The organism is Stenotrophomonas panacihumi (assembly GCF_001431645.1).
Taxonomy (GTDB): Bacteria; Pseudomonadota; Gammaproteobacteria; order Xanthomonadales; family Xanthomonadaceae; genus Stenotrophomonas_A; species Stenotrophomonas_A panacihumi.
Map to the genome: position 1 here is coordinate 1 of NZ_LLXU01000093.1, position 26,396 is coordinate 26,396.

Annotated in this window: 21 protein-coding genes and 1 tRNA gene; 18 read left to right on the top strand and 4 right to left on the bottom strand. The window is 68.3% G+C overall.

What is annotated here, in order from left to right; genetic code table 11:
- The first annotated feature begins 195 nt into the window (after positions 1-195).
- The 4 genes from ARC20_RS12130 to ARC20_RS12145 all read left to right on the top strand — a co-directional run bounded on the left by ARC20_RS12130 (position 196) and on the right by ARC20_RS12145 (position 3,707).
- On the top strand, positions 196-507 hold the full coding sequence (locus tag ARC20_RS12130; RefSeq protein ID WP_057647468.1) for a hypothetical protein: 312 nt from the start codon (positions 196-198) through the stop codon (positions 505-507).
- An 81-nt stretch (positions 508-588) separates the two neighbouring features.
- Positions 589-966 carry a hypothetical protein gene (locus ARC20_RS18640; protein ID WP_057647470.1) on the top strand — a complete coding sequence of 126 codons (378 nt, stop codon included), beginning with the start codon at positions 589-591 and terminating at the stop codon, positions 964-966.
- 302 nt (positions 967-1,268) lie between these two features.
- Complete coding sequence (locus ARC20_RS12140) at positions 1,269-2,882, top strand: alpha-glucosidase family protein (protein ID WP_057647475.1); 1,614 nt, start codon at positions 1,269-1,271, stop codon at positions 2,880-2,882.
- Between the two features lie 84 nt (positions 2,883-2,966).
- Positions 2,967-3,707: a LysR substrate-binding domain-containing protein gene (locus ARC20_RS12145; RefSeq protein WP_057647477.1), complete on the top strand. Its 741-nt coding sequence runs from the start codon at positions 2,967-2,969 to the stop codon at positions 3,705-3,707.
- Positions 3,708-3,770: 63 nt separating this feature from the next.
- Here the strand turns inward: ARC20_RS12145 and ARC20_RS12150 are convergent, their stop codons facing one another.
- The gene (locus tag ARC20_RS12150) at positions 3,771-6,527 is read right to left on the bottom strand and encodes a TonB-dependent receptor (protein ID WP_057647480.1); all 2,757 of its coding nucleotides are present in this window, start codon (positions 6,525-6,527) and stop codon (positions 3,771-3,773) included.
- 231 nt (positions 6,528-6,758) lie between these two features.
- Positions 6,759-8,813 carry a glycoside hydrolase family 97 protein gene (locus ARC20_RS12155; RefSeq protein ID WP_057647484.1) on the bottom strand — a complete coding sequence of 685 codons (2,055 nt, stop codon included), beginning with the start codon at positions 8,811-8,813 and terminating at the stop codon, positions 6,759-6,761.
- A 232-nt stretch (positions 8,814-9,045) separates the two neighbouring features.
- Between ARC20_RS12155 and ARC20_RS12160 the strand changes: the two genes are divergently transcribed.
- The 3 genes from ARC20_RS12160 to ARC20_RS12170 are packed head-to-tail and all read left to right on the top strand — an operon-like array spanning position 9,046 to position 14,482.
- A complete protein-coding gene (locus tag ARC20_RS12160) occupies positions 9,046-11,256 on the top strand; it encodes an alpha-L-rhamnosidase-related protein (protein WP_057647486.1) in 2,211 nt (736 codons plus the stop codon).
- Positions 11,253-12,734 carry an MFS transporter gene (locus tag ARC20_RS12165; RefSeq protein ID WP_057647488.1) on the top strand — a complete coding sequence of 494 codons (1,482 nt, stop codon included), beginning with the start codon at positions 11,253-11,255 and terminating at the stop codon, positions 12,732-12,734. The genes ARC20_RS12160 and ARC20_RS12165 overlap by 4 nt, the downstream gene beginning before the upstream one ends.
- Positions 12,734-14,482 (top strand): alpha-amylase family glycosyl hydrolase, encoded by a 1,749-nt coding sequence (locus ARC20_RS12170; protein ID WP_108143389.1) that lies wholly within the window; start codon positions 12,734-12,736, stop codon positions 14,480-14,482. Before ARC20_RS12165 ends, ARC20_RS12170 begins: the two co-directional genes overlap by 1 nt.
- A gap of 9 nt (positions 14,483-14,491) precedes the next feature.
- Here ARC20_RS12170 and ARC20_RS12175 read toward each other — a convergent pair whose 3' ends face one another.
- Complete coding sequence (locus tag ARC20_RS12175; RefSeq protein WP_057647490.1) at positions 14,492-15,520, bottom strand: LacI family DNA-binding transcriptional regulator; 1,029 nt, start codon at positions 15,518-15,520, stop codon at positions 14,492-14,494.
- Between the two features lie 283 nt (positions 15,521-15,803).
- Here ARC20_RS12175 and thrS point away from each other — a divergent pair, with 283 nt between their 5' ends.
- From thrS to ARC20_RS12220, 9 genes are all read left to right on the top strand, one after another.
- Positions 15,804-17,708, top strand: a complete 1,905-nt coding sequence (gene thrS, locus ARC20_RS12180) for a threonine--tRNA ligase (protein WP_057647492.1) — start codon at positions 15,804-15,806, stop codon at positions 17,706-17,708.
- Between the two features lie 47 nt (positions 17,709-17,755).
- The gene (gene infC, locus ARC20_RS12185) at positions 17,756-18,298 is read left to right on the top strand and encodes a translation initiation factor IF-3 (protein ID WP_081418169.1); all 543 of its coding nucleotides are present in this window, start codon (positions 17,756-17,758) and stop codon (positions 18,296-18,298) included.
- Positions 18,299-18,557: 259 nt separating this feature from the next.
- Positions 18,558-18,755, top strand: coding sequence for a 50S ribosomal protein L35 (gene rpmI, locus ARC20_RS12190; RefSeq protein WP_010342861.1), 198 nt, complete (start codon positions 18,558-18,560; stop codon positions 18,753-18,755).
- 10 nt (positions 18,756-18,765) lie between these two features.
- Positions 18,766-19,125 (top strand): 50S ribosomal protein L20, encoded by a 360-nt coding sequence (gene rplT, locus ARC20_RS12195; protein ID WP_003484828.1) that lies wholly within the window; start codon positions 18,766-18,768, stop codon positions 19,123-19,125.
- Positions 19,126-19,262: 137 nt separating this feature from the next.
- Positions 19,263-20,258, top strand: coding sequence for a phenylalanine--tRNA ligase subunit alpha (gene pheS / locus ARC20_RS12200; protein WP_057647496.1), 996 nt, complete (start codon positions 19,263-19,265; stop codon positions 20,256-20,258).
- A gap of 41 nt (positions 20,259-20,299) precedes the next feature.
- On the top strand, positions 20,300-22,678 hold the full coding sequence (gene pheT, locus ARC20_RS12205) for a phenylalanine--tRNA ligase subunit beta (protein WP_057647498.1): 2,379 nt from the start codon (positions 20,300-20,302) through the stop codon (positions 22,676-22,678).
- A 21-nt stretch (positions 22,679-22,699) separates the two neighbouring features.
- Positions 22,700-22,999 (top strand): integration host factor subunit alpha, encoded by a 300-nt coding sequence (locus tag ARC20_RS12210; protein WP_057647499.1) that lies wholly within the window; start codon positions 22,700-22,702, stop codon positions 22,997-22,999.
- On the top strand, positions 22,980-23,336 hold the full coding sequence (locus ARC20_RS12215; protein WP_057647501.1) for a MerR family transcriptional regulator: 357 nt from the start codon (positions 22,980-22,982) through the stop codon (positions 23,334-23,336). The genes ARC20_RS12210 and ARC20_RS12215 overlap by 20 nt, the downstream gene beginning before the upstream one ends.
- 70 nt (positions 23,337-23,406) lie before the next feature.
- Positions 23,407-23,483 (top strand) — tRNA-Pro (locus tag ARC20_RS12220).
- A 65-nt stretch (positions 23,484-23,548) separates the two neighbouring features.
- On the opposite strand, the gene ARC20_RS18645 is transcribed toward ARC20_RS12220, so the two are convergent.
- Positions 23,549-25,453, bottom strand: a complete 1,905-nt coding sequence (locus ARC20_RS18645; RefSeq protein ID WP_146165819.1) for a hypothetical protein — start codon at positions 25,451-25,453, stop codon at positions 23,549-23,551.
- Between the two features lie 103 nt (positions 25,454-25,556).
- On the opposite strand from ARC20_RS18645, the gene ARC20_RS12230 reads away from it, so the two are divergent.
- Complete coding sequence (locus ARC20_RS12230) at positions 25,557-25,808, top strand: DUF2188 domain-containing protein (RefSeq protein WP_057647505.1); 252 nt, start codon at positions 25,557-25,559, stop codon at positions 25,806-25,808.
- A 76-nt stretch (positions 25,809-25,884) separates the two neighbouring features.
- The coding region (locus tag ARC20_RS12235; RefSeq protein ID WP_057647508.1) for a hypothetical protein at positions 25,885-26,396 on the top strand (512 nt) is incomplete at its 3' end.

The following is a 26,396-nucleotide window of genomic DNA, read 5'->3' on the forward strand; positions in this document are numbered from 1 at the left end:
GGGGAGGGGGTGGGTCATGGCGCGCTCCGTTCGAGCGGGGTCTCCCACGCTACGCCGCACTGCGGCAAAACCCATTGGGCAGTTTGTCGCACCCGTTCGCATGTTCTTTACGCACGCGCCCGCAGGGTGTCAGCGTTGGCGGTCCGTCCGCCGTCACCATGCCACCGCAGGTTCGCGAAAGGGAGTTCCGCCTCCATGCCGATGATCGAACGCTGGCGTCACCAGTTGGCCGCAGGCCTGGCCCGCGCCGACCTCGAACGCCTCACCCTGCACGATGCGGCCGAACTGCTGCGCCGCCTGGTGCCGTCCTACGCGGAATTTCGCCGCGCCGTGCCGGATCTGTCCGCCGTGCGCTGGTACGAGGACGCCGAACTGGCCATCGCCGATGGCATCTGGCGCGCCACCCATCGCCCCTACGATCCGGACTGGCCGCTGTTCAAGGCCATCGGCCGGCCGGTGGTCAACGAGGATGGGCTGTGGTCGGTCGGGAGTGCGCGCCGCAGCTGACCGTGGCGGGCGCACTTGACGCGCGGGCCTCCGCTGCCGCCGAATGCGCGCGGACACCCCGTCCGGTCCCGGAGTTGCCGCATGCAGATCCGTTCCGCCTTCCGTGTTCGTTCCCTCTTGTGGATGGGCGTGGCTTTCGCCGCGCTCGCCGGTTGCCAGCGCCACGCGCCGAGCGCGGTGGCCTCTACCGCCACGCCGGCCGATGCCAAGGCGTTTTCCTGGCCCGCGTCGCTCAAGCCCTTCGGCGATGGCTTCCCGCAAACGGGCGATGCCTGCCGCCGGCTGGGCGAGTCGCCCGCGGTGGCCGAGTACCTCGACCACACCGCCGTGCTGGTGGGTTGCCCGGGCCCTGCTGATGCCGCGCCAGCGGCGGCGCTGCTGTCCGGCGGGCAGGGCAAGGTCATCACCAGCATCGACGGTGTCACCGTGATCTCGCTGCCGCCCAACGCGGCGCTGTAACGTCCGGCGCGCCTGCGGCTAGCGCAGCGAATGTGCATGCGCCTGCCGCAGGTAGGCGCTCACGCCTTCGATATCCTGGATCTGGCGGACATGCGTTGCAGTGTTGCTGTCCGTCGTCCCCCCCTCAAATACCGCAAATCTTCGACGTGCCCGGCCAAAGCGGCGACCGCCGTCACGCCCGCGCAGCCGCCGGCTTGAATACGTATGCAGGCTGGCCCTCCACCCGGATGCCGACGCTAAGCTAGCGAGGTTCGTTCGAGGCCCCGGTTTTCAGGGGCTTTCAAAGCCCGGAGGGGGGCTCGATGTCGAAGACTCCATGGTGGCGGGGTGCCGTCATCTATCAGATTTATCCGCGCAGCTTCCTGGACGCGAATGGTGACGGCGTGGGCGACCTGCCGGGCATCATCGAGCGCCTGGACCATATCGCCGCGCTCGGCGTGGACGCGATCTGGATCTCGCCGTTCTTCAAGTCGCCGATGGCCGATTTCGGTTACGACATCGCCGATTACCGCGACGTCGATCCGCTGTTCGGCACGCTCGACGATTTCGACCGCCTGCTGGCCAAGGCGCATGCGCTGGGCCTGAAGGTGATGATCGACCAGGTGCTCAGCCACACCTCCATCGAGCATGCGTGGTTCCGCGAAAGCCGCCAGAGCCGCGACAACCCCAAGGCCGACTGGTACGTGTGGGCCGACCCGCGCGAGGACGGCACCGCGCCGAACAACTGGATGTCGCTGTTCGGCGGCGTGGCCTGGCAGTGGGAGCCGCGGCGCGAGCAGTACTTCCTGCACAACTTCCTGGCCAGCCAGCCGGACCTCAACTTCCACCACCCGGAAGTGCAGCAGGCCACGCTGGACAACGTGCGCTTCTGGCTCGACCGCGGCGTGGACGGCTTCCGCCTGGATGCCATCAACTTCTGCTTCCACGACGCGCAGCTGCGCGACAACCCGCCCAAGCCGGCGGACAAGCGGGTGGGGCGCGGCTTCAGCCCGGACAACCCCTACGCCTACCAGTACCACTACTACAACAACACCCAGCCGGAGAACCTGGAGTTCCTGGAGCGCCTGCGCGCGCTGCTGGACCAGTACCCCGGCGCGGTGAGCCTGGGCGAGATCTCCTCGGAGGATTCGCTGGCCACCACCGCCGAGTACACCACTGCCGGCCGCCTGCACATGGGCTACAGCTTCGAGCTGCTGGTGGACGACTTCAGCGCCGCCTACATCCGCGACACCGTCTCGCGGCTGGAAACGGCGATGACCGAAGGCTGGCCGTGCTGGGCGATCTCCAACCACGACGTCGAGCGCGCGGTGACGCGCTGGGGCGGCCATCCGGCCAACCCTCGCCTGGCGCGCCTGCTGGTGGCGATGCTGTGCTCGCTGCGGGGCTCCATCTGCCTGTACCAGGGCGAGGAGCTGGGCCTGGGCGAGGCGGACGTGCCGTTCGAGGCGCTGCAGGATCCTTACGGCATCACCTTCTGGCCGAACTTCAAGGGCCGCGATGGCTGCCGCACGCCGATGCCGTGGAATGACGGCCCGCAGGCCGGCTTCACCACCGGCACGCCGTGGCTGCCGATTCCCGCCGACCACATCGCGATGTCGGTCGCCGCGCAGACGCACGACGCCGGCTCGGTGCTCAGCGCGTTCCGCCAGTTCCTCACCTGGCGCCGCACGATGCCCGTGCTGGTGCAGGGCGCGATCCGCTTCCTCGACAGCGCCGAGCCGGTGCTGCTGTTCGAGCGCGAGCTCGGCGCGGAGGTGCTGCTGCTGGCCTTCAATCTTTCCGCCTCGCCCGCGGAAGTGGCATTGCCACCGGGCGAGTGGCGAACGGTGGAGGTGCCGGGGCCGGATGCCGGTGAAGCCCGCGACGGCGTGATCCGCCTGCCGGGCCACGCGATGTACTGCGGAAAGCGCCTCTGACCCCGCGCGCGGTGCGTGGCGTTACCATCCGGCTTTCCCTGATCGGGCTTGGCCGGAGTGAAAAGCGGTGTTCCTGCCCCTGCGGTGGCTCGTGGCGACCCGCGCGTCCGCAAGAACGCCGCGGCCGGTAACGCCTCGCCCGCCGACACCGGACAGGGCCGGCTGAGCCTGACCTCGCTTCCCAGTCTGGGCACCGGCTGGCTCGCGCCGCGTCTGGCACGTTTCCATCGGCAGAACCCGCACCTGCGCGTGGACCTGGAAATGTCGCGCGAGGTGCGCGATCTGTCCGTCACACATTTCGATGCAGCCCTCCGCAGCGGCCACGGCCGCTGGCGTGGGCTGCATTCGGCCGTGCTTTTCCCTTGCATCTTCATGCCGCTGTGCGCGCCGTCGTTGCGCCGCGCCGCAGGCGCGCTCGAAGACCCTGACCTTCCGCTCGATGTGCCGCTGCTGGGCCGGCCCGATTGGTGGCGCCTGTGGTACCGGGCGCGCGGCTTTCCGCTGGCGGACTTGTCAGCGAAGTTCGGCGCCCGCCTGCCGGAGGAGCACCTGGACATCGCCGCTGCGGTGGCCGGGCAGGGCGTGGCGATCGGTTCGCCGTTGCTGTTCGAGCATGAGCTGCGCAGCGGCGCGCTGGTGCCCGCGCACGCCTTCGTCTCCTCCGACGGGCGCGCGTTCTGGTTCACCACGCCGGTGGGGCGCTGCCACCAGGACAAGATCGTCCGCTTCCGCCGCTGGATCGAAGGCGAGGCGGCCAGCACGCGGCAGGCGGGCCGCCCGTTCCTGTCGCGGGTGGTGGCCTGCCCGCCGGCGCTGGGCGACTGAGCACAAAAGAAAAAGCCCGCTGCCGAAGCAGCGGGCCCTTCCTTTCTGCACCTTTGGGAGGGATCAGAACTTGTACGTCACGCCCATCAGGTAGGTACGGCCCCACTCGATGTATTCCAGCGGGCGGTCCTTCGTGCCGGCATAGGTACGGTACGGCGCGTTGGTGAGGTTGCTCACCTGCAGCAGGATACTCAGGCCTTCGAGCGAATCGCCGAAGCTGTAGCTGACCTGCGCGTCGGTGACGCTCTCGCCGACCACGTAACGCAGCGTGCGGTTGCCGTTGAAGTTGCCGATCTCGCCGATGAAGTCGGAACGACGACGCTGGCTCACGCGCGCTTCGAAGCCCTTGTTCTCGTAGTAGGCGGTGAAGTTGTACACGCGATCGGACAGGCCCGGCAGGCTGATGTCGCCGCTACCCACGCTCGAGGCGCTTTCCGGGTCGCGGATCTTCACGTCGCTGTCGTTGAACGTGGCGCTGGCCTGCAGGCCGAAGCCCTGCAGCGGCGACCACAGCATGTCCAGCGGCAGCGAAGCGGTCAGCTCCAGGCCACGCAGCGTGCCGCCGTTGCCGTTCTCCGGCGCGGTGAACGTGCCGATGGTCTGCGCCGGCGCGCCGCCCGGCGGCGGGACGTAGTCGGCCACGAACGCGGAGAAGTCGTAGTCGTCGCGGCTCTGGGTGTAGATGTAGCTCTTCAGGTCCTTGTAGAACACCGCGGCGGCCACGTAGGCCTTCTCGCCGAAGTACTTCTCGTAGGACAGGTCGAGCGCGTTGGCACGCCACGGGTCTAGCAGCGGGTTGCCGCCGCTGGCGCCCGGCTTGCCGGTGGCCGTATCCACGCCGAATTCCAGCGAGGCGCGCATCTGGTCCACGCGCGGGCGGGCGACCTGCTTGGCCGCGGCGAAGCGCAGCGTCTGGTCGTGCGCGAAGCCGAACACCAGGTTCATGCTCGGCAGCCAGTCGTTGTAGGTCTTGCCCGCTTCGAACGGCTGCACTTCATTGCCGGCCGGCTGCGTGCTGTCCCAGTAGTTGGCGTTGGACGACTGGTCGGTGTGCTGCATCTGCACGCCGATGTTGCCGCGCAGGGTGACGTTGTCGCCCAGCTCGGTGTCCAGGTTGGCCTTCAGCCAGGCGGTGGTGATCTTCTCGTTCACCGTCCAGGCCTTGGAGACGAGGTAGGACAGGTCGTCCACCGGCTCGAACACCATGTAGCGGCTCACCGCGGCCGGCACGTTCCAGGCCGGGATGTAGCCGATGCCGGCGAAGCCGAGGTTGACCGGGCTGTACTGCAGGTCGCTGGCGATGGCGGTGTCGCCCTGGTCGCCGAGCAGGATGTTGCCTTCCGGCTGTTCCTTGTGCTTCTCGCGGTCGGCGTAGTTCACGCCGACGTCCAGGTCGGAGAACCAGCCCAGCGACAGCGGGAAGCTGGCCTGCAGGCGCGCGCCCTTCAGGCGGTCTTCCACGCTCGGCACCTTGCCGTAGCCGGAGCCGTAGATGGTGTTGGTCAGGTACAGCGCGCTCGGGTCGGAATAGTCGCGGCCCGGCACCAGCTGCGAGAAGTCGTTGCTGTGGTACGTCAGGCCCACCGTATCGAGCTGCGGCATCGGGGTCAGCTGGGTGTTGTTCTCCAGGCTCAGCTCGTCGCGGGTGGCCTTGGAGTAGCTGACGTCGGCGTTGATGCGGATGCCCGAGTTGGTGGTGAACTCGTTGTTCCAGCCAAACGCGTCGATCTTGTCCTCGCGCTTGTTGTACATGCCGCGCACCAGCGGGTACACGCCGCTGGCGGTGCCGCCGGTCATGGTGCCGTTGTCGTTGACCTGCACGTCGGTGACGTTCAGGCCCGGGGTGTAGCCGCCGTTGTAGTTGCTGAGGTTGACCTCGAACTGGTTGGCGGTGTCGATCTGCTCGGCCTTGGTGTGGAAGGCGTCGAGCGTGCTGGTCCAGGCGTTGGACGGACGGAACTGCACGGTCGCCATGAACGCGTCGCGCTTGGCGTTGCCGGTGCGGCGCAGGGCCTTGATGCCGTCGGAGTAGTAGGTGCCCGCCGGCACGCCGGGGCGGTAGCCCTGGTCGGTGTTCTCGGTGCTCCACGGCTCGTACAGGCCGACCTGGTTCTCCTGGATCGGCGTGTCGGTGTGCGCGTAGCCGATCGAGATGCCCCAGGTCTTGTCCGCGAACTGGTCGATGTAGCTGGCGTTGAAGCGGTTGCCGTTCGGATCGACGTTGGCCGCCTTGCCCAGCGAGTTGTTCTGGAAGTGGCCGCCGACGGTGATCACGCGCTCGCTGAAGCTCAGCGGGCGCACGGTCTGCATGTCGATGGTGCCCGACAGGCCCTGGCCGACCAGACCCGCGTCCGGGGTCTTGTACACGGTGACGCCGTTCATCAGCTCGGCCGGGTACTGGTCGAACTCGACGCTGCGGTTGTCGCCGGTGCTCACGACCTCGCGGCCGTTGAGCAGGGTGGTGGCGAAGTCGGGCGACAGGCCGCGCACGCTGATCACCTGCGCGCGACCGGCCACGCGCTGCGCCGACAGGCCCGGCAGGCGCGAGAGCGACTCGGCGATGGAGATGTCGGGCAGCTTGCCGATGTCTTCGGCGGAGATCGCCTCGACCACCGAGGTGGAATCGCGCTTGACCGCGATGGCGCTCTCGATGCCGCGGCGGATGCCGGTGACTTCGACGGTGTCCAGGTTGGTGACGTCGCTCGACTGCTTCGTCTGCGTGTCTTCGGTCGCCGGATCGGCGGATTGCGCGGCGGCCATCATGGGCATCATGGCGGCGGCCAGCGCGATGCTCAGCGCGCTGTGCTTGTGGTTCAACATTTTCCCCTCCCAGGCAATGTTGTCATTTCGAATTGTGTCGCCCCCGCGAGCGGGTGGCGCGTCGCAACCAAGGCGGTGCGCGACTGTGGGTAATGGTAGGCAGTGTGTCGCGCGTATGAATATTTCTGCATACGTATTCAATGCGGGTCATCGAGGTGGAATCGATTCCAAGCGGCACGGCCATGCACCCGCGACGGGTGCGTGGCGTGTTCCGATGCGGGCGCGGGTTTTCTACAAAGGGGTAAAACGCACCGCTTCGCCGCCACCGGGCCCCAGCTTCAGTTCCAGCGTGTCGCCGCTGCCGACCTCGCGCGTCTCGCGCACGAAGGCGAAAGGATTCGTGCGGAAGTCCGCGCCGTCGCCATCGCGGTATATCTCGGCGCGATAGCGAACGCCCGGTTCGAGGAAAGAAAGGGATACCGGCAGCACGCGCCCATGCTCGTCGGTGATGCTGCCCAGGAACCAGTCGCGGCTGTGGCGGTCCTTGCGCGCGATGGTGACGTAGTCGCCCACCTCGCCATCCAGAACGCGGGTGTCGTCCCAGTCCACCGCCACGTCCTCGATGAAGCGGAAGGCGTCGCGATGCTGTTCATAGTGCTCGGGCAGGTCGGCCGCCATCTGCAGCGGGCTGTACAGCGTGACGTACAGCGCCAGCTGGCGGGCGAGCGTGCTGGGAATCTTCTGGCCGTTGCGGCCCACCAGGCTCACGATGCCCGGCGTGTAATCCATCGGCCCGGCGAGCAGGCGGGTGAACACGAGGTTGACCTCGTGCTCCGGCGGGTTCGGCGGCTGGCCCCAGGCGTTGTATTCCATGCCGCGGGCGCCTTCGCGCGACATCCAGTTCGGATAGCTGCGGCGCAGCCCGGTGTCCTTGATCGGCTCGTGCGCGTTGACCGCGATGTGCCGCGCCGCCGCCTCCTCGACCACCTTCAGGTGGTGCCCGGCCATGAACTGGCCGTCGTGCCATTCGCGCAGCGGCGGGCCGCCGGCGGGGTTGCGCCGTTCCACCTGGCCGTCGTCGCACACGTAGCCGGTCTTGACCGCGTCCACGCCCAGCCGCGCATACAGGTCCAGCGCGGCGCCGAGCTGGTCTTCGTAATGGTCGATCGCGCAGCCCGTTTCGTGGTGGCCGAGCAGGTGCACGCCCTTGCGCGCGCCGTAGGCCGACAGCGCTTCGATGTCGAAATCCGGCGTGGGCCGGGTGAAGTCGAAGCCGTTGCCGTTGCCGACCCAGTCGCCATCCCAGCCCGGGTTCCAGCCTTCCACGAGTACGCCGCGGAAGCCGTGCGCGGCGGCGAAGTCGATGTAGCGCTGGGTGTTCCTGGTGGTGGCGGCGTGCTTCGGGCCGGTCGCCCAGGTTTCCTGGTTCAGGTGCATCGACCACCAGACCCCGAGGTACTTGGCCGGCTTCACCCAGCTCACGTCGCCCAGCTTGTTGGGCTCGTTGAGGTTGAGGATCAGGCTGGATTCGACCAGCCCGCCGGCGTGGTCGCTGATCTGCAGCGTGCGCCACGGCGTATCGAAGGGCAGGGTGCGGCGCACCTTCCAGCCTTCGGCGGCCGGCGAGAGCTGCGCGCGCAGGCGCTGGCCGTCGATGCGGCGCAGCCACATGCCGGCGTAGTCGACCAGCGCCGCCTCGTGGATCGACACATGCAGGCCGTCGTGGCTGCGCAGGGTGATCGGCGTGTGCGCCAGCGGCACTTCGTCCAGCGGCGTGCGGCGGTAGAGGTATTCGTAGTGGATCGGCTCGCCGGCGGGGATCCACCAGGCGGTGGATTCGGGGACGATGTCGAACTCGGTGAGCTCGTCGTCGATGATCGCCTCGCGCAGGCCGGGCTGCTCCGGGAAGCGGTAGCGGAAGCCCAGGCCGTCGTCATAGACGCGGAACACCACGTCCAGCCGGCGCCTGGCGCCGCCACGCTCGCCCAGGTGCACGACGAGCTCGTTGTAGTGGTTGCGGATGAAGCGGCGCTCGCCCCAGGGTTGTTCCCAGGTGTCGTCGACGCTGCGGGTTTCCTGCGCGAGCACGGCGAGGTCGCGGTCCAGGCGGCCGTCGCGCAGCTGGAAGCCGAGCCGGGAGCGCCCGACCACCGGTTCGCCCAGGCGCTCGACGCGATAACTGGGCTGGCCGCCGTCCAGTTCCAGCGCCACGCGCAGGACCTTGCCGGGCGATTCGACGCTGGCGACGGTGACCGGATCGGCATGCGCCGGGGCGATGCCGCACGCGGCGGCACACAGGGCAAGCAAGGCGCCGGGCAGGCACCGCGACAGGAACAACGACGGCATTTCCCCTCCCAAGGCGGCCGCGTGACTGCCCGGGACTATAGCGACGGCGGCCGGCGCCGCTGGCGCGAATGCCATGAATACGTATGCAGCTGGACGCGCCCGTCGCCGCCATGCCTACCATGTGGCGTGCCCCTGGGAGGGGGCCGCGAGCGCGCGCCGGGCGACCGGCGCCACGACCATTACGCGGGCACAAGGGAGGAAGGCTGCCGGTGAGAACCGGTTCGCCACTTCGATGCTGAAGATGATCTGCCTGGCCGTCGCCCTCGGGACGACGGCCGGTCCGGCCGCGGCAGCGGCGGACCTGGAATTCGACGGCCGCCATGCGCGCGCCGAGGCCACCGGCAAGGGCGGCTTCGTGCTGCATGCCGCCGACGGCGAGGTGCGCATCGCCGCACAGCCCATGCATAGCGAGACCGGCAGCGTGCTGTTCGACGCGCTGTTCGCGCTCGCCCAGCAGGAGATGGATGCCAACCGGGTCGATGCGATCCGCGACCCCGCCTTCGACGAAGGGCGGCCGGTGCCATGCCCCTGTTTCCAGACCGGCGCGCGCTGGCCCTATGTGTGGACGCGCGACATGAGCTTCGCCGCCGACCTGGCGCTGGCGCGGATGGATCCGCAGCGCACGCGTCAGTCGCTGCGCTTCAAGCTCTCGCCGGCGCGCGATGGCCGTACGCCGGGGCTGTTCGTTGCCCAGGACACCGGCTCGGGCGGCAGCTGGCCGATCAGCACCGACCGCGTGGTGTGGTTCCTTGCCGCGCGTGACCTGCTGGACGATCCGTCCTTTGCCGAGGACACCTGGCAGGCCCTGCAGGGAACGCTGGCGCAGGACCGCCAGTACGCGTTCGACGCCTCCGTGGGCCTGTACCGCGGCGAGACGTCCTTCCTGGATTGGCGCGAGCAGACCTATCCCGGCTGGACCGCGCAGGACGTGCGCTTCATCGGCGAGTCCTACGCACTATCCACCAACGTGCTGCACTACCAGGCGCTGCGCCTGGCCGAGCGGCTGGCGCGTGAACGCGCCGATTCGCGCGCGAAGCAGTACGCCCAGTGGGCCGACGCGCTGCGCACGCGGATCGACCAGCGCTTCTGGCGCGAGGACGCCGGCCAGTACATGAGCTACCTGGGGCCGGCCGGGGCTCGCACCGCCGATGGCGCGGCCACAACGCTGCTGCCGGTGGCCAAGTACGACCTGCTCGGCCTGTCGCTGGGCGTGCTGGCCGAAGTGTTCCCGGCCGAGCGTGCGCGTCGCGCGCTGCAGGGCTATCCGGCCACTGCCGCCGGCAGCCCGGTGGTGTGGCCGCAGGAAGCCGACCAGCCGATCTACCACAACCGCGCGATCTGGCCGTTCGTCAGCGCCTATGCGCTGCGCGCCGCACGGCAACTCGACGACGCGCCGCGGATCGCGCTGGAGATCGAATCGATCCTGCGCGGCGCCGCGCTGGCCGGCTCGAACATGGAGAACTACGAGATGCTCAGCCAGGCCGTCCATGTCGACGACGGCAAGCTGAGCGGCCCGGTGGTCAATTCGCAGCGGCAGCTGTGGTCGGTGGCCGGTTATCTGGCGATGGTGCGCGAAGGCGTATTCGGCGTGATGCCGGATGGCCGCGTGGCGCCGAAGCTGCCGGCGTCGCTGGTGCCCGCGCTGTTCGGCGCGCGCGAACGCATCACCCTGGACGAAGGCAAGCACCGCTACGTGCTGGTGCGCCCGGCACGCATCGAAGGCGAGCTGCTGGTGGCGGGGCAGGTGGAAACGCAGGGCGAGCAGACGGTGGTGCAGCTGGTCGCACGGCACGACACCGCCAGTGCGCCGCCGCAGCCGGCCGAACGCTTCGCGCCCGCCACGCCCGCCGCCCCGGTGGTGGCCGCCGCGGGCAAGGCATGGCGCGTCACCGTGGGCGCGGATGAAGTGCTGTGGCGCGATGGCATCGCGCAGCCGGCCGGCACGACGCAGTTCGCGCTGGCGCCGGGCATGGCGACCTGCCTGCGCCTGACCCGCCGCAAGGGCGCGCTCGAATCCCTTCCCAGCCCCGAGACGTGCGTGGGCGCGGAAGCGCAATTGCAAGGCGCCGGCCACTGGCAGTGGACGCCGCCGCGCGCGGGCGTCTGGCGTGCCCGCCTGCGCTACGAAAACCTGCATGGCCCGATCAACACCGGCGTCACCGCGGCGGTGAAGCAGCTGCGCGTGCAGTGCGACGGCCAGCCCGACCAGCGGCTCGCGGTGACGATGCCGCACAGCGTCGGTCCGCAGGATTCCACGCAGGTGGAGTTCCGCGCCGGCCCGGGCGCTTGCCGCATCACCCTGGAAGAAGGCTTCAACATGAGCGCGCTGGCGCACTTTGCCCATTACACGGGCGGGCAGGGCGGACGCGACGGCGTGGTCAACGACGCCCGCGTGCTCGGCCTCACCCTGGTTCCGCTGCCGGTCGTGGAGGCCGCCCGATGACGTCCAAGCCGCAGCTGTCGTTCTGGCAGATCTGGAACATGTGTTTCGGCTTCCTCGGCATCCAGTTCGGCTTCGCGCTGCAGAACGCCAACGCCAGCCGCATCTTCGAAACCCTGGGCGCGCCGATGGACGCGGTGCCCGGGTTGTGGATCGCCGCGCCGCTGACCGGGCTGCTGGTGCAGCCGGTGATCGGCTACCTCTCCGATCGCACCTGGACGCGCTGGGGCCGCCGCCGTCCGTATTTCATGCTCGGCGCGCTGTTCACCACGCTCGCCCTGCTGGTGATGCCGAACTCGCCGACGCTGTGGATCGCCGCGGGCACGCTGTGGATTCTGGACGCGTCGATCAATATCTCGATGGAGCCGTTCCGCGCCTTCGTCGGCGACCAGCTCTCGCCGCGCCAGCGTCCGACCGGCTACGCGATGCAGAGCTTCTTCATCGGCGTGGGCGCCATCGTCGCCAGCTTCCTGCCTTACCTGCTGGCGCATTGGGGCGTGGCGAATACCGCAGCGCCGGGGCAGGTGCCCGATACCGTGCGCTGGTCGTTCTATGCGGGCGCGGCGGTGTTGCTGCTGTCGATCGGCTGGACGGTGCTGCGCACGCGCGAATATTCGCCCCAGCAGCTGGCCGCCTTCGACGATGCCGAGCCGGTGGCCGCGCGCGCCGCGGTACGCGCGCACGGTGCGCCGCCGATGTCCCGGGTGGTCCGGTGGGGGGTGATCGGCGTGCTGCTGGCCGCGGCCATCGCCTGGCGCGACGGCGACCGCATGCTCTACGTGCTCGCAGGCCTGTGTGCCGGCTATGGGGTGCTGCTGTGGCTGGCGCGCGTGCTGCCCGGCACGCACATGCTGGCGGCCATCGTCGACGACTTGCGCGGCATGCCGCCCACCATGCGCCGGCTGGCGTGGGTGCAGTTCTTCTCGTGGTTCGCCTTGTTCGCGATGTGGATCTACACCACCGCGGCGGTGGCCGGGCGCCACTTCGGCGCGACCGATACCGCCTCGGCGGCGTACAACGAAGGCGCGAACTGGGTCGGCGTGCTGTTCGGCGCCTACAACGGTTTCGCCGCGCTGGCCGCGTTGCTGATCCCGCTGATGGTGCGCGCCATCGGCCTGCGCTGGAGCCACCTGGTCAACCTGTGGCTGGGTGGCCTGGGCCTGGTGTCGCTCACGCTGATCACCGACCCGCACTGGCTGCTGCTGTCGATGGTGGGCGTCGGCTTCGCCTGGGCCTCCATCCTCTCGCTGCCCTACGCCCTGCTGTCGGACAGCGTGCCGGCCGCCAAGATGGGCGTGTACATGGGCATCTTCAATTTCTTCATCGTGATCCCGCAGCTGATCGCGGCCAGCGCGCTCGGCTTCGTGCTGCGCACGCTGCTGCAGGACGAGCCGATGCGCGTGCTGGTGCTGGGCGGCATCAGCCTGTTCATCGCCGGCCTGTTCGCGCTGCGGGTGCCCGCCGCTTCGGAGACGACCTGATGCACCTGCGTTCGACCCTGTTCCTCGGCACCTGCCTGGCCCTGCTGGCCGGCGGTGCCCATGCCGCCACGCCCGCGCCGGACTACTACGGCACGCTGGAGCCGTTCGCCCGCGACGCGGTGTATTTCGTCGTCACCGACCGCTTCGTCAACGGCGATCCTTCCAACGACCACCGCGACCAGGGCGGCCCGCATCCGACCTTCGACATCCCGGTGCATTGCCCGGACGGCATCGACGGCAACATCGGCTATCTCGGCGGCGACTTCAAAGGCGTGGCCGACAACGCCGGCTACATCCGCGACCTCGGCTTCGGCGCGGTGTGGATCACCCCGATCATCGACAACCCGGACGAACCGTTCAGCGGTGGCAAGCCGGTGAGCTGCGACAGCAACCTCAGCGACAACGGCAAGACCGGCTACCACGGCTACTGGGGCGTGAACTTCTACCAGCTGGACGAACACCTGCCGAGCCCGGGCCTGGATTTCGCCGGCTTCACCCGCGCGATGCACGCCAAGGACCTGAAGGTGGTGCTGGATATCGTGGGCAACCATGGCTCGCCGGCCTTCGGCATGACCCGCCAGCAGGCGAAGTTCGGCCAGGTGTTCGACCGCGACGGCAAGCTGGTGGCCGACCACCAGAACCTGCCGCCGCAAAAGCTCGACCCGAAGCACAACCCGCTGCACGCGTTCTACAACAACATCGGGCCGGTGGACGCGAAGGACGGTTCGATCTTCGACGGCAACCTGGCCGAGCTGGCCGACTTCAACCAGGACAACCCGGCGGTGCTGGACTACCTGGCCGGCGCCTACCTGCAGTGGCTGGACCAGGGCGCCGACGCGTTCCGCATCGACACCATCGCCTGGATGCCGGACCGCTTCTGGCACGCCTTCAGTGCGCGCATCCGTGCGCGCAAGCCGGGCTTCTTCATGTTCGGCGAGGCGTTCGATTACGACCCGGCCTCGATCGCGCGGCATACCTGGCAGCGCAACGCGGGGGTGAGCGTGCTCGATTTCCCGCAGCGTGGCGCGATGTCCGACGTGTTCGGCCGCAAGGGCGAGGGCTTCGAGAAGCTGGACGGCACGTTGTTCCTGGGCGAGGGGCCGTATCGCAACCCCTACGAGCTGATGACGTTCTACGACAACCACGACATGGCGCGGCTGGACGCGACCGACGCGGGGTTCATCGACGCCAACAACTGGCTGTTCACCGCGCGCGGCATTCCGGTGCTGTACTACGGCTCGGAGACCGGCTTCATGCGCGGGCGGGCCGAGCATGCGGGCAACCGCGCGTACTTCGGCCAGGAACGCATCGACGCCGCGCCGCAAAGCCCGATCTTCGCGCCGTTGCGCCGTATCGCGCGGCTGCGCGAGGACAGCGTCGCGTTGCAGCGCGGCTTGCAGGTGAACCTGCGGCTGCAGGGGGACGAGGCGGTCTTCCTGCGCGTGTACCAGCATGACGGGCAGGCGCAGGCGGCGCTGGTGATGCTCAACAAGGGCGACACGCCGAAGACGCTGCTGGCCGACCGCCATGTGCAGGCCGGGGCATGGCGCGACGCGTTCGATGGCAAGCCGGTGAGCGCCAAGGGCAAGCTCGCGGCCGAGGTGCCGGCGCATGGCGTGCGGGTGTTCCTGCTCGATGCACCGGTGCGTGATGCGGGACTGCAGGCGACGCTGGCGCAGGCGATGCAGCAGCAGGCGGCGCGTGACGCGCAGGATGCGCGGGGCGGGGCGCCGGCGGGCCGCCGGTAGCCGCTGCGCCTATCGCTTCGAGGAATCCCGCGGCACCAGCCGGGTCGCAATGGCCCGGCTCTCCGCCGCCTCGCCGCGGATCAGCGCGATCAGCCCGTCCACCAGCAGGCTGCCCGCCAGCTTGGTGTCCTGCTGCACGGTGGTGAGCGAAGGCGACACCGAACCGGCCAGCGGGATGTCGTCGAACCCGGTGACGGCCACGTCGGCGGGCACCTGCAGGCCCTGCGCGCGCAGGGCCCGCATCGCGCCGATGGCGATCAGGTCGCTCGCCGCGCACACCGCATCGAACCGCTCGCCGCGCGCCAGCAGGGCCGCGCAGGCGTCGTGCCCGGATTGCTCGGTGGTGATTGCATCGTGCTGCAGCGCCGGCTCGGCGGCGATCCCCGCCGCGCGCATCGCCTCGACGTGCCCGCGGTAGCGTTCCTCGAATTCCGGGTAATGGCTGGACGCATGCCCCAGGAAGGCGATGCGCCGGCAGCCCTGCTCGAGCAGGTGGCGGGTGATGTCGAACCCGCCCTGGAAGTTGTCGCTGCCGATCGACACGCCCGGCTGGTCGGGCAGGGCGGCGCCCCAGCGCACGAAATGCGTACCCTGTTCAACCAGCCGCTGCAGCCGGGCGCGCGACTCGTGGTAGTCGCCATAGCCGAGCAGGATGATGCCGTCGGCCTTGTTGCTGTCCTCGTAATCGGCCTGCCAGTCGGTGGACAGCTGCTGGAAGGACACCAGCAGGTCGTAGCCGCGCAGCGCGCAGGCGCGGGTGATAGAGCCCAGCATCGAATGGAAGAACGGGTTGATCAGCGAGTCGTCCGGGGTCGGATCCTCGAAGAACAGCAGCGCCAGGGTGCCGGCATTGCGCAGGCGCAGGCTGGAGGCGTTCTTGTCGACCTTGTAGTTCAGCTGCCGGGCAATGCTCAGGATGCGCCGCCGGGTTTCCTCGTTGACCATCGGGCTGCCGCGCAGGGCGCGCGACACCGTCGGCTGCGAAACGCCCGCCAGGTAGGCGATGTCGAGGGAAGTAGCCTTGCCTTTGGTGGTCATCGGATCGCGCGACGGAAACGGCCTGGGCATCATGCCACGCGCCGGGCGCGCAGGCCTGCCGCGTTTGGTTTACCATGCGGGCCTGAATCCACCGCCAAGGTGGCCCGCGCGAAAACGCCGGCCTAGCGTGCGACATGAGCACTACCATCGCCCAGCGCTGAATCCCGACGAGGCCCGGCCCCCGGCGCCCTCGCGGCGCTTTTTTTTCGCCCGGCCCTCGCGCCTTTCCCCGTTTTTCCCGCCCCTGGCCACCGGCCGGCGGCCCTTTCCAGATTCCCAGCCCATGATCACGATCACGCTCCCCGACGGCAGCCGCCGCGAGTACGAACAGCCCGTTTCCGTCATGCAGGTCGCCCAGTCGATCGGCGCCGGCCTGGCCAAGGCCACCCTGGCCGGTGCCGTGGACGGCGTGCTGGTCGACGCCAGCGACGTCATCGACCACGACGCCACCCTGCGCATCATCACGCCGAAGGACGAGGAGGGGCTGGAGATCATCCGCCATTCCAGCGCGCACCTGGTCGGCCATGCGGTCAAGCAGCTGTACCCGGACGTCAAGATGGTCATCGGCCCGGTGATCGCCGAGGGCTTCTACTACGACATCTACTCCGAGCGGCCGTTCACGCCCGAGGACATGGCCGCCATCGAGCAGCGCATGGCCGAGCTGATCGCCCAGGACTACGACGTCATCAAGAAGATGACGCCGCGCGCGGAAGTGGTGGAGATCTTCAAGTCGCGTGGCGAGGACTACAAGCTGCGCCTGATCGAGGACATGTCCGACGACATCCAGGCCATGGGCATGTACTACCACCAGGAATACGTGGACATGTGCCGCGGCCCGCACGTGCCGAACACGCGCTTCCTGAAGGCCTTCAAGCTGACCCGCATTTCCGGCGCCTACTGGCGCGGTGATGCGAAGAACGAGCAGCTGCAGCGCATCTACGGCACCGCCTGGGCCGACAAGAAGCAGCTCGATGCCTACATCAAGCGCATCGAGGAAGCCGAGATGCGCGACCACCGCCGCATCGGCAAGCAGCAGGACCTGTTCCACCTGCAGGAAGAGGCCCCGGGCCTGGTGTTCTGGCACCCGAAGGGCTGGTCGATCTGGCAGGTCGTCGAGCAGCACATGCGCAAGGTGTACCGCGACACCGGCTACGGCGAGGTGCGCTGCCCGCAGATCCTCGACGTGAGCCTGTGGCAGAAGTCCGGCCACTGGGACAACTACAAGGACAACATGTTCTTCACCGAGTCCGAGAAGCGGACCTACGCGGTGAAGCCGATGAACTGCCCGGGCCACGTCCAGGTGTTCAACCAGGGCCTGCACAGCTACCGCGACCTGCCGATCCGCTACGGCGAGTTCGGCTCGTGCCACCGCAACGAGCCGTCCGGCGCGCTGCACGGCATCCTGCGCGTGCGCGGCTTCACCCAGGACGACGGCCACGTGTTCTGCACCGAAGGCCAGATCGAGGGCGAGGTCCGCGCATTCCACGAGCAGGCGCTGAAGGTCTACGCCGACTTCGGCTTCGAGGAAATCCAGATCAAGATCGCCCTGCGCCCGGATTCGCGCCTGGGCGACGACGCCACCTGGGACAAGGCCGAGGGCGCGCTGCGCTCGGCGCTGCGGGCCTCGGGCGTGGAATGGCAGGAGCTGCCGGGCGAGGGCGCCTTCTACGGCCCGAAGATCGAATACCACCTCAAGGACGCCATCGGCCGCACCTGGCAGCTGGGCACCATGCAGGTCGACTTCATGATGCCCGGCCGCCTCGGCGCCGAGTACGTGGACGAAAACAGCCAGAAAAAGCACCCGGTCATGCTGCACCGGGCCATCGTCGGCTCGATGGAGCGCTTCATCGGCATCCTCATCGAGCACCACGCCGGTTCCTTCCCGGCCTGGCTGGCCCCGGTGCAGGTGGTGGTGGCCAATATCACTGACGCCCAGGCTGAATACGTTGAATCGGTTCGGAAAACCCTTGCAAATCAAGGCTTCCGGGTCCAGGCTGATTTGCGCAACGAGAAGATCGGCTATAAGATTCGCGAGCATACGCTGCAGCGCGTGCCCTACCTGCTGGTCGTCGGCGACCGCGAGAGGGACAATGGCGCCGTTGCGGTGCGCACCCGTTCCGGCGAGGATCTGGGCACGATGTCCGTGGAAGCCTTCGCCGAACGCCTGCGTGCCGAGCACGCCGCGTAAGCCAACCCCGGCCGTCTGGATGTTCCGGAAGCGCCGGTTCGATTCCCCTGGGAGATTGCAACATCAGTACACCTGACAACAAACAGAACCGCCGGAATGCAGAAATCCGTGTGCCGCGCGTCCGCGTGATCGGCAGCGACGGTGAGATGATCGGCGTGTTGTCGCGCGACGAAGCGCTGGCGAAGGCGGAAGAGGAAGGGCTCGACCTGGTCGAGATCCAGCCCCAGGCCGACCCGCCGGTCTGCAAGATCATGGACTTCGGCAAGTTCAAGTTCGAGCAGCAGAAGAAGGCCAACGAGGCCAAGAAGAAGACCAAGCAGGTCGAGATCAAGGAGCTGAAGTTCCGTCCGGTCACGGACGAGGGCGACTACCAGATCAAGCTGCGCAACATGCGCCGCTTCCTGGAGGAAGGCGACAAGGTCAAGGTCAACATCCGCTTCCGTGGCCGCGAGATGAGCCACCAGGAGCTCGGCCGCGAGATGGCCGCGCGGATCGAGGCCGACCTGGGCGAGGACATCGTGATCGAATCGCGCCCGCGCCTGGAAGGCCGGCAGATGGTCATGATGATCGCGCCGAAGAAGAAGAGCTGATCCAGCTCCGGCCGGTGGCCCCGCCACCGGCCCTGGACGGAGCCCGCGGCTCCGTCATGCAGAACCCGCTGATTTGCAAGACTTTCCCGACCCGGGCATAATGTGCGGCCCGATCCGTCGGGAATGCCGTACAAGCGGTGACAGGACCGGCTGTTGTTCCTTTGGAATCAAGAGCTTACAAGCAGGCGAGGGCATGGACGGAAAGTGTGGCGCGAGCCACCGCCCTGGTCAGTGACATAAAACCATCAAGGACATAGCAATGCCCAAGATCAAGACCAACCGGGCGGCGGCCAAGCGTTTCCGCAAGACCGCTTCCGGCAAGTACAAGGCTGGCCACGCCAACCGTAGCCACATCCTCACCAAGAAGGCGACCAAGCGGAAGCGCAACCTGCGGCAGACGAACCACGTTCGTGCCGAGGACGCGGGCCGTCTGGACCGCATGCTTCCCTACCTCTGAGGACTGAACAATGGCACGAGTAAAGCGTGGTGTGCAGGCGCGTCGCCGGCACAAGAAGATCCTGACCCTGGCGAAGGGCTACTACAACGCCCGTCGCAAGGTTTTCCGCGTCGCCAAGCAGGCGGTCATCAAGGCGCAGCAGTACGCCTACATCGGCCGCAAGCAGAAGAAGCGCAATTTCCGTTCGCTGTGGATCACCCGCATCAATGCGGCGGCCCGCATCAACGGCCTGAGCTACAGCCGTTTCATGAACGGCCTGCTGAAGGCTGGCATCACCCTGGACCGCAAGGTGCTGGCGGACATCGCCGTGCACGACGCGGCGGGTTTTGCCGCGCTGGCTGAGAAGGCTAAGGGCGCGCTGGCGGCATAAGTCGTTCCGGAGGCCCGCGCATGGCGCGGGTGTCCAGGTAGGACCAATGCATGGGGAAGGGCGCGAGTCCTTCCCCATTCTTTTTTGTGCCGGCGTAAGCCGTCACGCACATTGCAAGCAGGACACGTGGCAAGCCCATGAGCGAGATCGAAACCCTGACCGGACAGGCGCTGGCGGATATCGCCGCGGCACAGGCGCCCGAGCACCTGGAAAACCTGCGCGTGGCCCTGCTCGGCAAGAGCGGCAGCATCACCGCCCAGCTCAAGCAGCTCGGCGCGTTGCCGCCGGAGCAGCGCAAGGCGGCCGGCGAGGCGATCAACCTGGCCCGTGACGCGGTGTCCGAGGCGCTGGCCCAGCGCCGCCAGGTGCTCGATGCCGCCGCGCTCGACACCCGCCTGGCCGGCGAGCGCATCGACGTCACCCTGCCGGGGCGCCGCGCAGAACGCGGTGGCCTGCATCCGGTGAGCCGCACGCTGGAACGCATCACCGGGATCTTCGCCCGGCTGGGCTACGAGCTGGCCGACGGCCCGGAGATCGAGGACGACTGGCACAACTTCGAGGCGCTGAATTTCCCGCCGCACCATCCGGCGCGCGCCATGCACGACACCTTCTATTTCGGCGACGGCCGCCTGCTGCGGACCCACACGTCCGGCGTGCAGGTGCGCTACATGGGCGAGCACGTGCCGCCGCTGCGCATGATTGCCGCCGGCAAGGTCTACCGCAGCGACAGCGACCAGACCCACTCGCCGATGTTCCACCAGGTCGAAGGCCTGCTGGTCGACGAGCATTCGACCTTCGCCGACCTCAAGGGCACGCTGGCCGAATTCGTGCGCGCCTTCTTCGAGCGCGACTTCGAGATGCGCTTCCGCCCCAGCTACTTCCCGTTCGTCGAGCCCGGCGCGGAAGTGGACATCGCCTGGCAGCAGCCCGACGGCAGCACCCGCTGGCTGGAAGTGCTCGGCTGCGGCATGGTGCATCCGAACGTGCTGCGCGCGGTCGGCATCGACCCGGAGCGCTACACCGGCTTCGCTTTCGGCCTGGGCGTGGAGCGCTTCGCCATGCTGCGCTACGGCGTCAACGACCTGCGCGCGTTCTTCGAGAACGACGTGCGGTTCCTGCGCCAGTTCGCCTGAGGCGAACGTCCTTCCCTTTCGCTTCCTGATCCCGGCTCCCCATGAAATTCTCCGAAAACTGGCTGCGCAGCCATGTCCCCACCGACGCCGACCGCGACGCGCTGGCCGCGACCCTGACCGCCATCGGCCTGGAGGTCGAAGAAGTCACGCCGCTCGGCGCCTCGCTGGGCCAGGTGGTGGTGGCGCGCATCGTTGAAGCGGTGCGCCATCCCGAGGCCGATCGCCTGCAGGTCTGCCAGGTCGATGCCGGCGGCGGCGAACGTTTGCAGATCGTCTGCGGTGCGCCGAACGCGCGCCCGGGCCTGGTCGCGCCGTTGGCGCTGGTCGGCGCGCAGGTCGGCGAGATGAAGATCAAGGCGGCCAAGCTGCGCGGCGTGGAATCCAACGGCATGCTGTGCTCGGCCAAGGAGCTGGAACTGGACAGCGATGCCTCGGGCCTGTTCGAGCTGCCGGACGATGCGCCGGTCGGCACGCCGCTGGCCGAGTACCTCGGCCTGCCCGACGCCAGCATCGAGATCAAGCTCACCCCGAATCGCGCCGACTGCTTCAGCGTGCGCGGCATCGCCTATGACGTCGCCGCCGCCTGCGGCAGCGAAGTGGTGGCGATGGATATCGCCGCGGTGCCGGCGGTCTCCTCCCGCAGCGTCGCCGTCGAACTCAACGCCGGCGCCGAAGCGCCGCGCTTCTGCGGCCGCGTGATCGAGGGCATCGACCCGGCCGCGCGCACGCCCGTGTGGATGGCCGAGCGCCTGCGCCGCAGCGGCGTGCGCCCGGTGTCGCTGCTGGTGGACATCACCCAGTACGTGATGCTCGAACTCGGCCAGCCGATGCATGCCTACGACCTCGACATGCTGAAGGGCCCCATCGCCGCGCGCCGTTCGCGCGCGGGCGAGGCGCTCAAGCTGCTCGACGGCCGTGACGTCACGCTGGACGACAGCTTCCTGGTCATCACCGATGCCGACCGTCCGGTCGGCCTGGCCGGCCTGATGGGCGGCTTCGACACCCGCGTCACCGACGCCACCGCCAACGTGTTCCTCGAGGCCGCGCACTTCCAGCCGGCCGCGATCATGGGCCGTGGCCGCAAGCTCGGCCTGCATACCGATGCCGGCCACCGCTTCGAGCGCGGCGTGGACCCGCAGCTGCCGCCGCAGGCGATCGAACTGGCCACGCGGCTGGTGCTGGAACTGGCCGGCGGTACGCCCGGCCCGGTCACCCAGGTGGATCTGCCGCAGCACCTGCCGGCGGCCGCGCGCATCGGCCTGCGCCGCGCGCGCGTGGCCCGCGTGCTCGGCCTGGAGATTGTCGATGCCGAGATCGAGCGCATCCTGCGCGCGCTGGGCATGCAGGTCGAGGCGGACGCCGCCGGCTGGCAGGTCACCGCGCCGACCCGTCGCTTCGACATCGCCATCGAGGAAGACCTCATCGAGGAACTGGCGCGCATCCACGGCTACGACCGCATCCCGACCACGCTGCCGGGCGGCGCCAGCCGCATCGCCATGCCGAGCGAGACGGTGCTGGAAGAAGTGGCCGTGCGCGCCCAGCTGGTCGCGCGCGACCTGCAGGAAACCATCAACTACGCCTTCGTCGAAGCCGAGCTGCTTTCCAAGTGGCAGCTGCGCGACGGGCTGGTGTCGCTGGCCAACCCGCTCAGCGCCGAACTGGCGGTGATGCGCCCGGCGCTGCTGCCGGGGCTGGTCGCCGCGCTCGGCCGCAACGCCGCGCGCCAGGCCGGGCGCGTGCGCTTGTTCGAAGTGGGCAAGGTCTTCGCCGCGGCCGCCGAGGCCGGTGCCGCGCCCATCGAAACCCAGCACGTGGCCGCGGCCGTGTGCGGCGATGCGGTGGCGCTGCAGTGGGGCGAGCCCGCGCGCAAGGTTGATTTCCACGACCTCAAGGGCGACCTGGCCTCGCTGGCCGCCGCCAGTGGCGCGGTGCTGGAATACCGGCCTTCGACGCGTCCGTACGGCCATCCGGGTCGTTCGGCCGACGTCTGGCGCGACGGGCAGTGCATTGGCTGGATCGGCCAGCTGCACCCGGCGCTGGCCAAGGCGCTGGAGATCGACGTGGATGTCGTCGTGTTCGAGCTGGCGCTGGCTCCGCTGGCGGCCCGTGCGCTGCCGCGCGCCGGCGAGCTTTCGCGCTTCCCCTCGGTGCGCCGCGACCTGGCGTTCCTGGTACCCGAGCAGGTGGCCTGGACGGATCTGGCCGCCACCGTGCGCGCCAGCATCGGCCCGCTGCTGCGCGATGTCCTGCTGTTTGACCGCTATGTCGGCCCCGGCGTCGAAGCCGGCTTCAAGAGTCTGGCTATGGGCTTGATTTTGCAGGATAACTCGCGCACGCTCACGGATCGGGACGTGGACGCCGTGGTGGCCGATGTCGTGGCCGCCGTCGAGCGCGAACATCGCGCCCGGATCCGCAGTTGAAGTGGTAACAGGGGGCATGCCATGGCATTGACCAAAGCGGAAATGGCCGAGCGCCTGTTCGACGAAGTCGGTCTGAACAAGCGCGAGGCCAAGGAGTTCGTCGACGCGTTTTTCGACGTGCTGCGTGATGCGCTGGAGCAGGGACGCCAGGTGAAGCTGTCGGGTTTCGGCAACTTCGACCTGCGGCGCAAGAACCAGAGGCCCGGTCGCAATCCCAAGACCGGCGAGGAAATTCCGATTTCCGCGCGGACGGTAGTGACCTTCCGCCCGGGACAGAAGCTCAAGGAACGGGTGGAGACCTATGCTGGATCCGGGCAGTAACCGCGAACTTCCGCCGATACCGGCCAAGCGCTACTTCACGATCGGTGAGGTGAGCGAACTGTGCGACGTCAAGCCGCACGTGCTGCGCTACTGGGAGACGGAATTTCCCAGCCTGGAGCCGGTGAAGCGTCGCGGCAACCGCCGTTACTACCAGCGCCACGACGTGTTGATGGTGCGGCAGATCCGCGGCCTGCTCTACGAACAGGGTTACACCATCGGCGGCGCGCGGTTGCGCCTGGACAGTGCCGGCGCGCGCGAGGAATCGGCGCTGAGCAACCAGATCATCAAGCAGGTGCGGATGGAGCTGGAAGAAGTCCTGCAGCTGCTGCGTCGCTGAAGTCGAGCGACAACGGCGCGCGAAGCCGTTATAATCGCAGGCCGCCTGAGAGGGCGGTGCACCAACCTTCCGGGGTATAGCGCAGCCTGGTAGCGCACCAGTCTGGGGGACTGGTGGTCGTCGGTTCGAATCCGGCTACCCCGACCAATGTTTTGCCAAGCGGCCCGCATCCCACGATGCGGGCCGTTTTGCTTTGCGCGGCGGCTCACGGCTCAGGTGCAGCCGGTCACTTCCAGCACGTCGACGCGCACCTGTTCTGCTGGACAAGACAGCATGCCGCCGAGCGCGGCGGTGTCGCCCATGCAGTTGGCGCCGCCGACGAAATTGGCCAGCGTGCCGCGCGCACCTTGTCCGGACGGTGTACCCGGGCAGCGTGCTTCGTAATGCACATTGACGCAGGACTTCTGCGTCGGACGCTTGCCGCCAATGTAGTAGCGACCCTGTCCGCCAGGACAGGTGGCGGCCGCGAGCCGGATGCCCGCCTTCTCCGATTGCAGGTAGGCCTGCCAATCTTCCTGCTGTTTGCGTTCCGCTTCCGCCAGGGCGGCCTGCTGTCGCGCGCGGGTGTCCTGTTGCGCGCTCGTGCTTGATGCGGCGTCGGCCTTGGGCGCCGCTGCTGCGCTGGTCTTCGGTGGCACGGTGGCGGTGGCCTTTGCTGACGTCGCGGTGGCGATGCTGTTGCCGGGCGTTGCGGCGGGCGCGGCGGTTACAGAAGCCGGCGCGGCGACGGTAGAAGACTTTGCACTCTGCTCGGCCTGCGCGCGCTGCAGCTGCGAGCGACGATAGGCCTCCACGGCGCGAACCTGCGACTGCGTATCACGCAGGAACTCGGCCTGCTTCTGGTCCTGCTGCTGATAGCTCTGCTGCGCCTCGCCCATGCCCTGGACAAAACCGCCAATGAAGGCCTGCGCCATCCTTGCGCTGTCTTCCTGGTCCTGGCGGCGACGCTCGGCGGACAATGCGGCCATATGCTGCTTTTCTTCCTGGGCAGTGGCGGAAGCGGCAACGAGCGCTTCGGTGACCGGGACGAAGACTTCCTCGGTCTTGTCTCCTTCATCCGTGGTCATGCCGATGGCATTGCTGCGGTGATACGTCCACGACACCAATATCCCCGCCCGGCGTGCGGTCAGCGTGTGGTAGCGGTTGAGCCCACCCAGGAGCCGGCCGGTGCTGCTGCCCAGAAGCAACGATTGCCCTTGCCATTGCGCCCACTTCTGCTTGGCGTCGGTGAAGGGCGCCTCGGTGATGACCAACTCGCCACTGTCGACATCCGCATGGAAAACGTAGCGGGATATCGGCGTGCCGGTATAGCTGTAGAACTGCACTGCGAGTTCGGATTCACTGCGCCGCTGCAGTTCGATGATCTCACCGGCCTGTACGCCGATCAGTGGTTTTCCGATCCACTCTTCCATCCCACCGAAGGTGATGCGGATGGGAGTCGCGGCTGGGACAGATACGGGGGCTGCCACGACGGCGGGCGCGGGCAGGCTGGCGGCGACCGCCGGTGCAGACGCGGCGGTGGGTGCGCCCGCGGGTGTCGCGGCAGTCGCCAGCGCAGCGGGCTGCTCGCTCGCGGTGGCCGGCGGCAATGCGGCGACATCGCTGCGCGGCTGCACCGACTTGACCTGCACCACTTCCAGGTTGGGGTTGAGCTTGACCGTGCGTTCGGTCCAGGTGCCGTCCGGATTCAGTGCCACCTGCTTCGCGGGCTGGAACAATATCGCGTCGGCCCACAGGGCCACGCTGGGCCCGCGCAGCAGGATGACGCGCGGGCCCTTTAGCCAGTCGGTCTCGTAGATCGCATCCAGCTGGCCGGGCACGCCTGTGGCGGAAATCGTCGCCTGGTAGACGACCTTGCCGCCATCCGCGCGGGTCTGGACATGCTGGAGTACTCGGCCGGGCTCGATCCAGCGGTATTCCTCGTGGATCGTGCGGCCGCTGTCGTCGCGGAACGTGGCCTGTTTCCCAGCCATCTGTGCATAAGGCCCCCACACAGCGGGGTCGATCGTTCCCTCGGCGCGCGTATCGGGCGCGATGCAGCACAAAGCCAGCGCGATCAGCGCTGTCCACATGACGTTCATCGGTTTTCCCCCTGTTGACGGGGCCAGTATATCCATGCCGCTGATCCCGGGCCCACGCCTTGCCGAATCCGTGTAATCCCTCCGCCGCGCCTTTGTTCTACTGCCCCCGGGGGTAGCGGCAGTGATGTGAGGACGTGTCATGGAGCGCAAGTACTGGTACGTGGTGATGCACATCAACGGGTGGGCGGTGCGCGAAGGGGACGGCATCCTCGCCGCCGGCGCGGCGAGGCAGTTCCGGATGCAGGAAGAGGCGCTGGAGTACGCGCGTTTCCAGGCGCGTGCGGCGAACCGGGCCACGGGCGGGCTGACCGGCGTGCGCATCCAGGGCAGCGATGCGCGCTGGCGCGAAGGCTGGTCCTACGGACTCGACCCCGTCTCCGCCAGCGGATAACGGCCCCACGGCCGCGCATGCACGGCCCCTCCACGGCATCGGCTATCTTCCTGCCCCAGAGGCAGGGAGATCGCCGATGCGCAACATGCTCGACTTCAGTTCCTGGAATGCACTGCTGACCACGTTGTTCGGGCTGGTCGTGGTGTCGCTCGTCGCCGTGGGCATCCGCCTGGTCTTCATGCAGACGCTGCAGCGGCGCCGCGAACGCGAGAACCGGCAGATCAACGAGCGCCTGAAGACGCTGATCGCCGCCTACAAGGTATTGGGCGGCTCCTTCACCGGCGAGCTGAGCGTGGATCCGAGCCACCTGCGCGAACTGCGTGCGCGCGCACCGGTGGAAGGCGAGGGCGAAGGCATTTCATCCAATGGCTCGGACCGGCGCCGGCGCATCCGCGATGCGGTGGAAGCCGCGCTGTCGGACGTGGTGCTGCTCGGCACCGAGGAACAGGTGCGGCTGGCCGCGCAGGCGGCGGCGGAGATGGTCGCCGGCCGTCCGGTGGAGACCGGCGCGCTGGTGGTGTCGCTGCGCGACTTCATCCGCCAGGCGCTGGACCTGGCCCCGATCCCGGCCTCGCTCCCCATTCCCTC